This is a genomic window from Nostoc sp. NMS2, from assembly GCF_017115105.1.
Taxonomy (GTDB): Bacteria; Cyanobacteriota; Cyanobacteriia; order Cyanobacteriales; family Nostocaceae; genus Nostoc.
Genome location: NZ_JABXKH010000031.1, coordinates 53,634 through 66,852 on the forward strand (window position 1 = coordinate 53,634; position 13,219 = coordinate 66,852).

At 42.1% G+C, this 13,219-nt stretch carries 13 protein-coding genes; 7 read left to right on the top strand and 6 right to left on the bottom strand.

What is annotated here, in order from left to right; all coding sequences use genetic code 11:
• The first annotated feature begins 576 nt into the window (after positions 1-576).
• Positions 577-948, top strand: a complete 372-nt coding sequence (locus HWQ36_RS03165) for a DUF2237 domain-containing protein (RefSeq protein WP_292698089.1) — start codon at positions 577-579, stop codon at positions 946-948.
• A 121-nt stretch (positions 949-1,069) separates the two neighbouring features.
• Here HWQ36_RS03165 and HWQ36_RS03170 read toward each other — a convergent pair whose 3' ends face one another.
• Together HWQ36_RS03170 and HWQ36_RS03175 are read right to left on the bottom strand one after the other, a co-directional pair.
• Positions 1,070-3,115: a response regulator gene (locus HWQ36_RS03170; RefSeq protein WP_292697993.1), complete on the bottom strand. Its 2,046-nt coding sequence runs from the start codon at positions 3,113-3,115 to the stop codon at positions 1,070-1,072.
• A gap of 4 nt (positions 3,116-3,119) precedes the next feature.
• Positions 3,120-3,692: a chemotaxis protein CheB gene (locus HWQ36_RS03175; protein ID WP_292697995.1), complete on the bottom strand. Its 573-nt coding sequence runs from the start codon at positions 3,690-3,692 to the stop codon at positions 3,120-3,122.
• Between the two features lie 794 nt (positions 3,693-4,486).
• On the opposite strand from HWQ36_RS03175, the gene HWQ36_RS03180 reads away from it, so the two are divergent.
• The 5 genes from HWQ36_RS03180 (at position 4,487) to HWQ36_RS03200 (ending at position 9,012) form a co-directional block, all read left to right on the top strand.
• Positions 4,487-4,987, top strand: a complete 501-nt coding sequence (locus HWQ36_RS03180; RefSeq protein WP_292697997.1) for a DUF2231 domain-containing protein — start codon at positions 4,487-4,489, stop codon at positions 4,985-4,987.
• Positions 4,984-5,580: a DUF2231 domain-containing protein gene (locus HWQ36_RS03185; protein WP_292697999.1), complete on the top strand. Its 597-nt coding sequence runs from the start codon at positions 4,984-4,986 to the stop codon at positions 5,578-5,580. Before HWQ36_RS03180 ends, HWQ36_RS03185 begins: the two co-directional genes overlap by 4 nt.
• Positions 5,581-5,712: 132 nt before the next feature.
• Positions 5,713-6,639 (top strand): cytochrome c oxidase subunit II, encoded by a 927-nt coding sequence (locus tag HWQ36_RS03190; protein ID WP_292698001.1) that lies wholly within the window; start codon positions 5,713-5,715, stop codon positions 6,637-6,639.
• A gap of 13 nt (positions 6,640-6,652) precedes the next feature.
• Positions 6,653-8,314, top strand: a complete 1,662-nt coding sequence (gene ctaD, locus HWQ36_RS03195) for a cytochrome c oxidase subunit I (protein ID WP_292698003.1) — start codon at positions 6,653-6,655, stop codon at positions 8,312-8,314.
• Between the two features lie 95 nt (positions 8,315-8,409).
• Entirely contained in the window at positions 8,410-9,012 is a 603-nt protein-coding gene (locus HWQ36_RS03200) for a heme-copper oxidase subunit III (RefSeq protein ID WP_292698005.1), read from the top strand.
• 151 nt (positions 9,013-9,163) lie between these two features.
• Here the strand turns inward: HWQ36_RS03200 and HWQ36_RS03205 are convergent, their stop codons facing one another.
• The 4 genes from HWQ36_RS03205 to HWQ36_RS03220 form a co-directional block, all read right to left on the bottom strand.
• The gene (locus HWQ36_RS03205) at positions 9,164-9,925 is read right to left on the bottom strand and encodes a DUF4058 family protein (protein ID WP_292698007.1); all 762 of its coding nucleotides are present in this window, start codon (positions 9,923-9,925) and stop codon (positions 9,164-9,166) included.
• A 155-nt stretch (positions 9,926-10,080) separates the two neighbouring features.
• Positions 10,081-10,860 carry a hypothetical protein gene (locus HWQ36_RS03210; RefSeq protein ID WP_292698008.1) on the bottom strand — a complete coding sequence of 260 codons (780 nt, stop codon included), beginning with the start codon at positions 10,858-10,860 and terminating at the stop codon, positions 10,081-10,083.
• Between the two features lie 176 nt (positions 10,861-11,036).
• The gene (locus tag HWQ36_RS03215) at positions 11,037-11,873 is read right to left on the bottom strand and encodes a protein-glutamate O-methyltransferase CheR (protein ID WP_292698091.1); all 837 of its coding nucleotides are present in this window, start codon (positions 11,871-11,873) and stop codon (positions 11,037-11,039) included.
• 148 nt (positions 11,874-12,021) lie between these two features.
• Positions 12,022-12,558, bottom strand: a complete 537-nt coding sequence (locus HWQ36_RS03220) for a hypothetical protein (protein ID WP_292698010.1) — start codon at positions 12,556-12,558, stop codon at positions 12,022-12,024.
• 233 nt (positions 12,559-12,791) lie between these two features.
• Between HWQ36_RS03220 and HWQ36_RS03225 the strand changes: the two genes are divergently transcribed.
• Positions 12,792-12,926 (top strand): Uma2 family endonuclease, encoded by a 135-nt coding sequence (locus HWQ36_RS03225; RefSeq protein ID WP_366828305.1) that lies wholly within the window; start codon positions 12,792-12,794, stop codon positions 12,924-12,926.
• Positions 12,927-13,219: the final 293 nt, after the last annotated feature.

Genomic DNA, 13,219 nt, shown 5'->3' on the forward strand with positions numbered 1-13,219 from the left:
GAACTAGGTGGCTTTTTTGGTTAATATACAACAAATTAGATAAGTCGGAATGGGCTACGCCCCGCTACGCTAACGGAAGTACAGTTTTATAATCGGGTATCTTTGTATAAAACCAAAATCGTTTAAGATCCCCCTAAATCCCCCTTCTTAAGGGGGACTAGAGGAGAGAGGAATGGAAGTGAGGTTAAACTGTATTGTATCCATTCGAGAACCGCTATATTTACGGGATGATTTTATCTATTTTTGTGGGATGGGCCGAAAAGCCATTGGTGTCAAGTTAAGAAAAATAAAATCTTGTCAAGTGGTTAAAGCTCAATAGTTAAACTCAACACAAGGATGTTGATTTGAGCTATGAGTAAGCCACGAAAAAAACAAGGCGGGCAAGATGCCCACCCCACAAGATTGGATAATTTATTTGTTGGAAGTCCCTAACCCTAATATTGGCAGCTTAAATATGAGTTGATTCTAGAATTCCATGCTTTTGTGAATTAATCAGGGATAGCAATTTTTATTTAACTAGGGAAGTGTCAATATAGGCTTATGTCGGAGTGAAAAGTCAAGTGCAATAAATTAATGATGATAGAAGCTAAAAACGTAATCGGTGGAAATCTAGAAGCCTGCTGCACTTCTCCTATGACTGGGTTTTACCGCGATGGTTTTTGTCGCACAGGTGGTCAGGATTTCGGATCGCACGTCGTATGCGCCGAAGTGACTGTAGAATTCCTGGAGTTTACCAAATCGCGGGGGAACGACCTAAGCACACCTGTTCCTGATTTTAATTTTCCTGGATTGAAGCCTGGCGATCGCTGGTGTTTGTGTGCTTCTCGCTGGCAAGAAGCTCTCGAAGCTGGCGTTGCTCCACCCGTCATTCTCTCTGCAACCCATGCTAGAGCTTTGGAAGTGGTTTCTTTAGAAGAATTGAAAAAACATACCGTAACTTCGTCTTGATTGGGCATGGGGGGGAGATGAGGGAGATGAGGGAGCAGGGAGCAGGGAGCAAGGGAGAAGAGTTTTCACCCTGCCCCCCTGCCCCCTGCCCCTCTGCCTCTTTTCCATGCCCAATCACCCACTAACTTACTGGAACTTGAACAGGTAGTTTTAATACATTGGCAACCATCGCAATCAATTTAGTGGGGTCTATTGGCTTAGATAAATGCTGCTGAAACCCTGCTGAAAGCGCTTCTAAGCGGTCTTCTTCCCGCGTATATGCTGTTAAAGCGATCGCTGGGATACATCCACCTTTTTCTGGTTCTAAAGAGCGCAGTTTCCGAATTAGGGTATAACCATCTTGCTCTGACATGCCGATGTCGCTAATCAGGATATCTGCTTTTGCTTGCTCAAGTACTGCTAATGCTTCATCAACTGATGCTACCGCAGTGGCGATCGCTCCATACTCCTCAAACATAAAACGGAGAAAGTTACGGGTATCTGCTTCGTCATCTACAACTAAAACTTTTAATCCAGCAAGCGGTGTCGATGCCACAGGGGAAGAAATTTCTCCTGTGGCTTCTCTATTTCCCCTGTTCCCCCGATTGTCTTGTAGCAGTGGTAGTTTCACCGTAAAGGTTGCTCCCTGTCCACTGCCTGGACTTTGGGCAGATATTGTACCCTTGTGCAGTTCCACTAAATGACGGACGATCGCTAGTCCTAATCCTAGTCCATTGTGCGATCGCGTTGTGGTGCTGTCTGCTTGCCGGAAACGCTCAAATACTTTCGGTAAGAACTCGGAACTGATGCCAATACCCGTATCGATAACTTTAATTTGGGCGTATTTTTGAGTTGTTTGTTGTTCTTCACCACAAACTATTGACAGATTCACTTCTACCCTGCCGCCCTTGGGGGTAAACTTAATGGCATTAGTTAGTAAATTCCATACTATTTGCTGTAACCGCGCTGGATCGCCATAAACTGAACCGACTGAAGTATCTAATATAGTATTTAATTGAATCTCTTTTGGCTCTGCTAAGGGACGCACTGCTTCTAAAGCTGCCTCCATCACTGAGATGAGATTTACCGCAGAGACATTTAATCGCAACTGTCCACGGATAATTCGGGATACATCTAAGATATCCTCAATTAGTTGCATCTGAGATATGGCATTGCGTTCAATGGCCTCTAGGGCGCGGGAAGTGGCTTTGTCATCAAGTTTTTTAGAGCGGAGAATTTTTGACCAACCCAGCATCGAGGTGAGGGGTGTACGGAGTTCGTGGGAGAGAACGGCAAGAAACTCATCTTTCATCCGATTTGCTGCTTCTGCTTCTTGTCTTGCGGTCTGTTCTCTAATTACTTGAGCGCGGACTTCTTCTGCTTGCTTGCGTTCAGTAATATCTTCGAGAGTGCCTACATATCCCAGCAATTCCCCTTGACCGGAAAGCATTGGTGATGAGCGAACCTGAACCCAACGAATGATGCCTTGAGCAGTTTGAAAGCGAAATTCTTCAGAGTAGTCACGACCTTCACAAATGTAGGTAGACCAACTAACAACTGCTCGTTCTCTATCTTCTGGATGTACAGATTCCAGCCAGATTTTTTCTAAACTCTCTGCCGCCTTCAAGCCACAAATTATTTGATAGCGAGGATTAGTATATCTACATCCTCCTTCAGTATCAATTTCAAAAATGCCGACGGGTGAACAGGTACTTAGCGATCGCAATCGTTCTTCACTTTGCCTGAGTTCCGCATTCACAGCTACCAGTTGTGCTGCTTGTTGCTTGATGGCTTCTGTTTTCTTAAATAGTTCTACGAATACTGTGACTTTGGAAGTCAAAATATTGGGGTCTAATGGTTTGAGCAAATAATCAACTGCACCCAAGGCATAGCCTTTAAACAGCATTTGGTCGCTGGTACTAAAGGCAGTGAGAAAGATAATAGGAGTGTGACGCGATCGCCCCCGATTGCGAATCAAGGTAGCAGTTTCAAAGCCATCCATTCCAGGCATTTGCACATCTAGCAAAATCACTGCAAAGTCTTGATGTAGCAGACACCTCAAAGCTTCTTCCCCAGAAGTGGCTCTCACCAAATTCTCTCCCAGTTTTTCCAGGATTGCTTCTAGTGCTAGCAAATTTTCTAGTTTATCATCCACTAGGAGGATGTTTACTTTGGGTTCCATCTGCATGGGTTTATTTCCGTGATGAGTGACAAAGCTTGACCACTTGGGAAGCAATGTTTGAGAGTGTCAAAATCCAGTCTACTGTAACAGCAGAAATTGCGGCTTCTGGCATAATATCGCTCTGGGCTGTAGTGGGTTCCTGTACGATAGTTATTCCTCCCCGCGCTTTTATTTTCTTAAGACCTTGCTTACCATCTTGATTGGCCCCTGTCAATATTATACCAATCACTTGCTCAGTGTAGACATCGGCTGCTGACTCAAACAGCACATCAATAGATGGTCTGGCATAAGAAACCGGCTCATCAGTTGAAAGCGCAAAGTGACCTGGTTCAACCAGTAAGTGATAATCTGCTGGAGCTAGATAGATATGTCCTGATAGTATTTCTTCTTTGTCTTCCACTTCTCGAATCGGTAGTGAAGTAGATTCTTGCAATAATTCCTGGAGTGTGTTGTTAGATTCCTTGTGACGGTGTTGCACGATCGCGATCGGCACTATGAAGTCTGCTGGTAACTTCTCCAAGATAATTTTTAATGCTGATAATCCACCTAAAGAAGTACCAATCACCACAATTTTAAACGACACTTGTTTAGTCCTCACACTTGTAGAATGTGGGCTTTAATCTTAGTGTGACTAATCTTAGTGTGACTTGATGGCTCATAAAATCCTTTTAGCATTCTCCTGCAACACACAGCTACTAACCTATCTTGATTAGCATTTACACCAACTAGTCAAAATTATATATTTTTGTCATAACCATTACAATTAGAAATTTTATCATTGTGAACTAATTGACAGAAAAGTATGATTTTTAGGCTTTTTAAAATCTTCATTAATGCCAGAATCGCTACATTATATAAATATTTTTTTGTAAACAATTAACTTTTAAAAATTTAATTATTATTGTTTTGACAATTCATAAAAATTTACTTAAGCTAAAAGATAGGTTAAGCAAATCAAAAAACAACAGCAATTTAGTTTAGCTCCATGAAAAGTTGCTGTTGCAGACTATTGGCATGAGGAAATTAATCGCCATTAAAAATATTCTCTGTAGGTAAGCTGACGAGATTTAGCTGCAAAAAGCTAAGACATGATTAAGCGTATTGCACCGCGCACATATTGAACATATTCCGGTCAATTATAGATGGATACTTGTGGTGATATTAGTATCTATCAATCATGGAAGTTTGACTAGCGATTTTAGATTTTGGATTTTAAATTTTGGATTAGGGTCTTCTGGTGTATACCCAATCAGGGGCGGAATAAATCTAAAAGACGCTCCATTATTCGTTAACACTGCGCTGTCGAAATCCAAAATTGGCAATCCAAAATCCAAAGTTGTTTAACCACAGTGCGGTAGATATGTCCAGGAGAATCCAATGTTTGAGTATTTTACATCATTGAACGACCACAATTTACCCTATCCAGATACGGTTCATCCCATCGTTGTCCACTTCGTAATTGCGATGGTATTGTTTTCCTTTTTCTGCGATGTAATTGGCTATTTTACTGGTAAATCCAGTCTTTTTGAGGTGAGTTGGTGGAATATGGTAGTTGCCACGATCGCCATCTTCGTTGCGATCATTTTTGGTCAGTTTGAAGCGGGTTTAGCACAACCTTACAGCCTAGCTAAATCGGTACTGAATTTGCATACGCTGATTGGTTGGTCGCTTTCGGGAATCATCACAGCAATTACAGCTTGGCGCTATGTAATTCGTTCCCGCAACCCGCAAAAATTACCAATTTATTATTTGGGAGCCGGACTAGTTTTAACTTTGATAGTTGGCTTGCAAGTATATCTCGGAGATGAACTTGTTTGGGTGTATGGATTGCATACAGTGCCAGTTGTGGAAGCAGTAAAGGATGGTCTGTTGCGATGAACTCAGAATTAATTGATCAATTGAGCGGCTCTTTAGGCGCAAACGGATTACCTTACACAATTCCCATTCATCCCAACTTAGTCCATCTGACAATAGGTTTGTTCATCATTGGGATGACCTTTGATATTGTGGGTGTTCTGTTCCCCTTTGAAAAATGGGTCTTCAAATTTTTAGCAATTACTGTGGAACGTAACAACTTATTTGATGTTGGCTGGTACAACATGCTAGCTGCCAGCATCATCACATTTTTCACAGTGGCAGCAGGCTTTTACGAAATGCTGTTGGCAACACCAGCAGCTGATATGAAAAGTGCCTGGGGATTGCAGGCAATGGAAACTATGCTTTGGCATGGTGTAGGTGGTGTGTTTTTATTAGCGCTGATTGTTGTCCTGACCATCTGGAGAGCATGGCAGCGCTTCGTTTGGGCCAAACAAGAATATAAACAGACAGATAGAGAAGTGCAATGGATCTATCTGTTGGCAGGCATAGCAATCATGTTCATTCTGTACGTCCACGGGACACTAGGGGCGCAAATGGCTGCCGAGTTTGGCGTACACAATACAGCAGATAATTTGCTGCGGATTAGTCATTAGTCATTGGTCATTTGTCATTTGTCATTTGCCCAATGCCCAATTCCCCATGCCCAATTCCCAATGCCCCATGCCCAATGCCCAATTCCCAATACTTCGACTTCGCTCAGTACAAGTGCCCAATAACCAAAGACAATGAAAATCCAGAAGATTTTAAATATTTTGACGCTGCTTACAGGCGCGATCGCAGTGACTGTTACCAGTCTCTGGATCGGTCAGCAGGCTTACTCCTGGCTTCCCCCGCAAGCAGCAGCCGAATCCCTACTAATTGATGATTTGATTAGCTTCTTAGTAACCCTCGGTGCCTTCATTTTCTTGGGAGTAACAAGTACTCTGATGTATTCTGTGATCTTCCATCGGGCAGTCAAAGATGACTTCACTGATGGCCCTCCAATTGAAGGTAATATCACCCTAGAAGTTGTCTGGACAGCAATTCCCATTCTGTTAGTGTTGTGGATTGCGGGCTATAGCTACCAAGTCTACGAACAAATGGGAATTCAAGGCCCATCGGAAATAGTCCACCTGCATAATCCATTGGGAATGGAATCGGCTTATGCAGAACCAAAAGATGCCCCAGCTAACGCTTTAGCAGAACCCGTTGAGAAAATCGACGTACTCGCTAAACAGTGGGCGTGGGTGTTTCATTACCCAGAAAGAGATATTACGAGTACCGAATTGCATTTACCTAGCGATCGCCGGATACGTTTAGCATTAAAATCGCAGGATGTTCTCCACGGCTTTTATATACCTGCATTTCGCCTCAAGCAGGATATTATTCCCAACCACGCGATCGACTTTGAATTTACTCCCATCCGCCCTGGCAAATACCGATTGACCGATTCCCAATATAGCGGTACATACTTTGCCACGATGCAAGCGAATGTAGTCGTCGAATCTCCTGAAGATTATCAGCAATGGCTAGCAAAAGCTGCAACCCAAAAGCCATCTCCAGCAAAAAATCAGGCAGCTTCTGAGTATGCCCAAACATCCCATCAATCAGTTCAAACTGGTTGGGTTACAGTTCCACCTGCTGCACCTCCTCTAGTTAATTCACCTGGTTGAAAGGAAAGTAACCATGACTAATGTTCCTATTGAAGGTATTCTTCTCCCTGATGAGAAGCCTAACCACGAATCTCCCAATAACTGGAAAGAATACTTCAGTTTTAGTACCGACCATAAGGTAATTGGTATCCAGTATCTCGTTACCTCCTTCTTCTTCTTTCTCGTCGGCGGCATCTTTGCAATGGTGATTCGGGGAGAACTGATGACACCCGAATCAGATTTAGTCGATCGCACCGTCTACAACGGTATGTTCACCATGCACGGCACTGTGATGCTGTTCTTGTGGACATTTCCCTCACTAGTTGGTTTTGCCAACTATCTAGTACCCCTGATGATTGGGGCGCGAGATATGGCATTTCCCCGCCTCAACGCCGTCGCCTTTTGGATGGTGCCAGTAGTCGGAATTATCATGATGGGTAGCTTCTTTGTCCCTGGTGGCCCAGCCCAAGCCGGTTGGTGGTCTTACCCGCCAGTCAGTCTCCAGAATCCCACAGGTAACTTAATCAATGGTCAAGTTCTCTGGCTGCTAGCCGTGGCAATATCCGGCGTATCCTCAATTATGGGGGCAGTGAACTTTGTCACCACCATCGTCAAGATGCGGGCCCCAGGCATGGGCTTTTTCAAAATGCCCTTGTTTGTCTGGGCAGTATTTAGCGCCCAAATCATCCAACTATTCGGACTACCTGCATTGACAGCAGGTGCGGTGATGCTACTACTCGACCTCACAGCAGGCACCGCCTTTTTCGACCCCGCCAAGGGTGGTAATCCAGTAATGTTTGAGCATTACTTCTGGTTCTACTCCCACCCTGCCGTTTACGTGATTATTTTGCCCATCTTCGGGATTTTCTCAGAAATCTTCCCAGTTTATTCACGTAAACCCTTATTTGGTTACAAAGTAGTTGCCGTTTCATCGATCTTGATTGCAATAGTTAGCGGTATTGTTTGGGTACACCACATGTACGTCAGTGGTACACCAGGCTGGATGCGGTTGATTTTCATGCTGACGACGATGTTTGTATCTGTCCCCACAGGAATTAAAGTATTTGCTTGGGTAGCAACTATTTGGGGCGGTAAACTGCGGCTAAATACCCCCATGCTATTTGCCTTGGGCGGATTAATCATGTTTGTCTTCGCCGGAATCACAGGCATCATGCTTTCCTCCGTGCCCGTTGATGTCCACGTTAACAATACCTACTTTGTAGTGGGACACTTCCACTACGTCCTCTACGGCACCGTGACGATGGGCTTGTATGCTGCCATCTATCACTGGTTCCCCAAAATGACCGGGCGGATGTACTCCGAAAGCTGGGGTAAAATCCATTTCTGGTTAGCCTTCATCGGCACTAACCTCAACTTTTTGCCCATGCACCCCTTGGGATTGCAAGGGATGTTACGCCGAGTTGCTTCCTACGCCCCAGAGTATCAATTCTGGAACATCATCGCCAGCCTCGGCGGATTTCTCTTAGGAATGTCCACTTTGCCCTTCATATTCAACATGATAATTTCTTGGATGCAAGGCGAGAAAGCACCCGCTAACCCTTGGCGAGCAATTGGACTAGAGTGGTTAGTCTCTTCACCCCCTCCAGTAGAAAACTTTGAAGAAATCCCCATCATCATCTCCGAACCCTACGGCTACGGCAAATCAGAACCCTTAACATCCAACCTCCCAGAATAAACGCAAACTATCGGGAAGACGCAAAAACCCTCCGCGTACCTCTGCGCTTCCCTCCGCGAACCTTTGCGTTTCAAACTCCCCCCTCTAAAACCAAAATGGACACTTATATAAATACCCCTGAATCGCACCACACAGCCGCAGAACATACCCACGATGAAGAAGGCAACAAAATGTTTGGCTTCATCGTCTTCCTCCTGTCAGAAAGCGTCATTTTCTTGAGTTTTTTCGCCGGATATGCAATCTACAAAACAACAACTCCTAACTGGCTACCAGCTGGTGTTTCTGGGCTAGAAGTAAAAGAACCGACAATCAATACAATAATTCTTGTCGCCAGTAGCTTCGTAATTTACTTAGCAGAACGCGCCCTACAACGCCATGACTTAGTAAAATTTCGCCTATTTCTCTTGACAACAATGGCGATGGGAACTTACTTTTTGGTTGGGCAAGGGATTGAATGGAACGGCCTCGATTTTGGCTTCACCACAGGGGTATTTGGCGGAACGTTTTACCTGCTAACAGGTTTCCACGGTTTGCACGTTTTTACTGGCATTCTGTTGCAGTCAATTATTTTGGTACGTTCTTTCATCCCTGGCAACTACGACACAGGCCACTTCGGTGTGAATGCAACCTCACTGTTCTGGCACTTCGTCGATGTCATCTGGATTATTTTGTTTATCCTCATCTACGTCTGGCAGTAGAAAATAAGAAATCCCCAGCAGACTGTTTGAGCGATCGCTGGGGATGATTAATGTTATTGTAAGACCATTAAGATTTCACTAAATCAAAACGATTTTCTTTCCCTTGCTCCCTACCGTAAAAGCAATGGGATATTTTTTTATGTGAAAGTCCCTAAATCCTCTGTAAAATTTCTCTCATCCAAGCTTCTTCCTCTGGTGAGCGCAATATTTTTAAAGGTTGTGTATAATCAATTGCCAAGTCAAATCTAGCACGTTCGTAAACTTGATTTAGTAACCTTTGCAAGTCAACTATTGGCTCAGATTCTCCCTCACGCAAAGGCACAGGAAAAACAGGAATTGGATTTTTTAAGTTGAAAGTATATAAATCTGCATCAGGTCTGTTGTAACTGCGACTGACCAAAATACTATAATCTGCGGCTGTAGCTCCAAAAATAGGCATTGACTCTCCTTGCCTCAAGAGGTCGATTTCTACCAAGTTGGTTGCAGAAGCCAAAATTTTCTGTCTTTTGCTCTCGTAAGCGGCTCTACCTTCTTTGGAGCGTTTATTTTTGGGTGAAAGTATTTCAATTACAGCAACAACTTCTTTACTTTGAGTTGCTCTTACCTCTAAAAATCGCTCAGTTAGCTGTTCAGGTATGGGAACTCTTACTTTACTGGGTTCGGTAAGTTTTGCAGCTGTCAAAGTTGTGCCAGTATCTGTAGTGTTCCGATTAGCAACTGCTACATCAGCAATTCCCACCAGTAAGATATCATCTACACTTTTAAAAACTCGCTCTTCGATGGAAACTCGGTATTTAGGCGCGATTTGAGGAGTCAAATCATCAGCTATAGCTACAATCAAACGATTGTGAACTTGATGCCAAAGTTCTGGCTGTTCTAAATAGGGGTTCATTCCCGGAAATGGATTTCCCATTACGTTTTTCTTTAGTTAGTTCTCCTCAATTGAGACTATTCTATCTTTTCTCATCTTCTGTACCTGATTTCAATGAGAATCGCTGGCGTTGCTGAATTGAGGTATGAACTTGATATAGAGACGTAAAATTCTACGTCTCTATAAGGATTTTCAAATCAAACCAAATAACTCGTATTTGGTATGATCGCAAATAAGGCATACTCATACCAAGCAGTCCAAATGAAACTGCGAATCCATCGCTGACGCTTTTCGGGACTCAATTCATATTCAAAGGCCCCACGAGATACATCAATGGAAGATAGGTGAGAGTTGCAACCACAGCCGTGTTGATAAGTAAAACCGTACTTTGAGGCAATACTTTGCACCTTCATCTGAATCGCAAACACCTTACCTGCATGGAGTATGGCATCCCAAGAACGTTTGTGTTCGATATCGCGGGGGTCAAATCTTAAAGCACGTTCTTCAAAAACATGATCGCGGTAAATTGGTGCTAGATGGACATGATAGAAGCTGGCAGGTAGTTCATAACCAAATTCGTTGAATAAATCTATCCCAATGTGAGCCACTTTTACTTCATCAGCATATTCTGTCCCCTTTGACTCCACATTTTGGAGAATTTCTGCAAAGTTCGGATAGCTGTCTTTGAGAAAGTCTTGCCCAAAAAACTCTAGGGTTTCCCATGCTAGTTGTGCAAATAGCTGAGAGAATGAGGGTATCAAGTGAGCTAGTTGCGGGCGATCGCTAAACAAGTCAACGTCACCATGCTGTAATTTATATAGGAACAACTGCGCCATCTCAACATAGCTTTGGGGATGGGAAAGTCCGACACTCGTGTTTCCTCTAGCAATGTCTTGCCATGTAGAAGGTAATTGAGAAACGTGTACCGCATTTTCTCCAGCAATGACTGCAACAGGAGGACATTCCAGAAGCTGCATCGACAATCTCCTTTAAGACTTTAATGTGTAATTTACCTTAAGCGATCGCTAAGTGTATCTTTTGAACACAATTAAAAATGTTTGACAGACTGTCTTTTGACAGAATTGCAACTTTATTATACGGAAAATACTTACGCTCAATCTAAAATCTAAAATTGTTTTACACAACCAAAATTTTAAGCACCAGCTATTTTCTTATATAGTTTCTCACCTTTAACTATCTCTTCATAGTGCTGTTCATAAGAGGTGAATCTGATGGATTCTTGTTTTCCTAAACCCAAAATACCAAAGGTGCAAAGGCTATTATAAAACAGTTGGTGTACCCGCTTTTGAAGTACCTGATTGAAATATATCAGGACGTTACGACAAAGAATGACATTAAACTCATTAAAAGAACTGTCAGTTGCTAAATTATGCTGGGCAAACACAACGTTTTCTCTTAGGGATGCTCGAAAAATAGCATTGTCATAAGCTGCTGTATAATATTCTGAAAATGACTTCTTGCCGCCTGCTTTCAGGTAAAGCTGAGTATATTCCTGCATCAGTTTTAGGGAAAAAATACCACTTTTAGCACTTTGTAATACCTTCTCATTAGTATCAGTTGCATATATCCGGCAACGGTGATAAAGTCCTTCTTCTTGTAGTAGAATTGCCATTGAATAGACTTCTTCACCCGTAGAGCATCCAGCGTGCCAGATGCGAATAAACGGATAGGTTTGCAAAAAGGGGACAACTTGATTTCTGAAGGTGTTATAAAAGCTCGGATCGCGAAACATTGATGTTACATTTACCGTCAGAGCAAGCAAAAATCGTTCTAAATAAGCACGGTTGTGCAGTAAACGCTCTTGCAAGGCAGAAATATTAGCTAACCCCTCCAATTGGATGAAGCTCTGAATGCGGCGCTTGAGTGAGGAAGGAGCATAATCGCGGAAGTCATAGCCATAATACTGATACACACCTTCCAAGAGGAGATGTATTTCGATATCCTCTAAGGTAGGTTTGGGCAAAGTCATAGTCCGAATTAGCATATATGCTGAACCAGCTATTTAAATATGCTGGCAATACAACGAGGCTGCTAGAGTTTTTAGAACCCAAGTGCATCTTACGCCGAAAATATCTTGCTGAATCTATTAAATTTGATAATGGTGCTACTTATGGGTTTCAGTTTAACTTAATTGCTGTCACTGCTAAAATAGCGATCGCTATTATTGAAATCCCAACTAGCCATCTAACCTGGGAACGCAGATTTTTAATCTCTTGGCTGAGATTTTCTGTCGGTGGTATAGGATATGGTTGAAGTTCTGCAACTTCAACAGCTACTTGTTGAGGTATATTTTCGCTACTTTTAAAAGTTACCTTCGAGTGTAGCCAATCAGTAATCAGTTGAGGACAGTTTTTCTTAAACCAATTTAAAGCTAAAGTTCTAAAAACTGGTTTAGACATTCGGGCAATTAATTTCATCACCCTGTTTAGAGGCTTTATACGAAGCTTTTGGTTGATCAGATTAACTGAACCAACATCATAGAGACAATCCAGAATTAGTTTTACAGTAGCTTCTTCACTATTAATCAAGTTTTGCAGCAAAAGCAGAACGTCACGCATCCGCTCTGCTTCAATAACCTGTTCTGCCAATGTTTCTGGAGTGTTTACTGAAGTACTTACGGTTTTATTTAGGGTGTTTTGTCTTACTATTGTCATATTGGTAACATAGCATTCCTAATAATGTCAGTACACCTATCTACCGAGAGAAAGATTTTTTATCTAGAGAGAGAATATAAAAGCCAAAATTTGTTTGTGATAGATATTACTATATCGTCTCTGGAAAAAAGCTATTTGTCTAGTTCCTATGAATCTTTTATCGACTTTTTTTGATCGCAAACTGCAAATACACACAATAGAACGCAGAGCAGGAGAAGGGTACAGGGAATAATTTGAATATAGCACCTGATTTTGTAATTGAAATTTGTTCTAAAAATGACAGCTTGGCAAAACTAAAAGTCAAGATGGAAGAATATATTACTACTAATGGTGTTCAATTAGGATGGTTAATTGATAGTAAAAACTAGCAAGCTTTAATTTAACGTCGGGATGTTTCAAGTACTTGATATCCAGCTATTGCAATATTAAGAGGTGAAGATGTGGTGCTTGATTTTACCTAACTTTTTAACCAAACTATTATAAAATTGGGCATACTTTATATGAATTATAATAAATTATTTAGGACTGCTATCCATTATGGAATTCTACTTTAAGATAGACAAAATTTAAATCTATATTCCATCGCCAGATAGATAAAATTATGATAACAGTTGATTAAATTAATCCCAGGATATGTTATTTAGCTATTTATAGTAGTTAA

Excerpts from the sequence above, each read along its gene's own strand:
- HWQ36_RS03190 (WP_292698001.1), top strand. The coding sequence starts at position 5,713 with ATGAAAATCCAGAAGATTTTAAATATTTTGACGCTGCTTACAGGCGCG.
- HWQ36_RS03205 (WP_292698007.1), bottom strand. The coding sequence starts at position 9,925 with ATGGGAAATCCATTTCCGGGAATGAACCCCTATTTAGAACAGCCAGAA.
- HWQ36_RS03210 (WP_292698008.1), bottom strand. The coding sequence starts at position 10,860 with ATGCAGCTTCTGGAATGTCCTCCTGTTGCAGTCATTGCTGGAGAAAAT.
- HWQ36_RS03180 (WP_292697997.1), top strand. The coding sequence starts at position 4,487 with ATGTTTGAGTATTTTACATCATTGAACGACCACAATTTACCCTATCCA.
- HWQ36_RS03200 (WP_292698005.1), top strand. The coding sequence starts at position 8,410 with ATGGACACTTATATAAATACCCCTGAATCGCACCACACAGCCGCAGAA.
- HWQ36_RS03215 (WP_292698091.1), bottom strand. The coding sequence starts at position 11,873 with ATGACTTTGCCCAAACCTACCTTAGAGGATATCGAAATACATCTCCTC.
- HWQ36_RS03185 (WP_292697999.1), top strand. The coding sequence starts at position 4,984 with ATGAACTCAGAATTAATTGATCAATTGAGCGGCTCTTTAGGCGCAAAC.
- HWQ36_RS03170 (WP_292697993.1), bottom strand. The coding sequence starts at position 3,115 with ATGCAGATGGAACCCAAAGTAAACATCCTCCTAGTGGATGATAAACTA.
- HWQ36_RS03220 (WP_292698010.1), bottom strand. The coding sequence starts at position 12,558 with ATGACAATAGTAAGACAAAACACCCTAAATAAAACCGTAAGTACTTCA.
- ctaD (WP_292698003.1), top strand. The coding sequence starts at position 6,653 with ATGACTAATGTTCCTATTGAAGGTATTCTTCTCCCTGATGAGAAGCCT.
- HWQ36_RS03165 (WP_292698089.1), top strand. The coding sequence starts at position 577 with ATGATAGAAGCTAAAAACGTAATCGGTGGAAATCTAGAAGCCTGCTGC.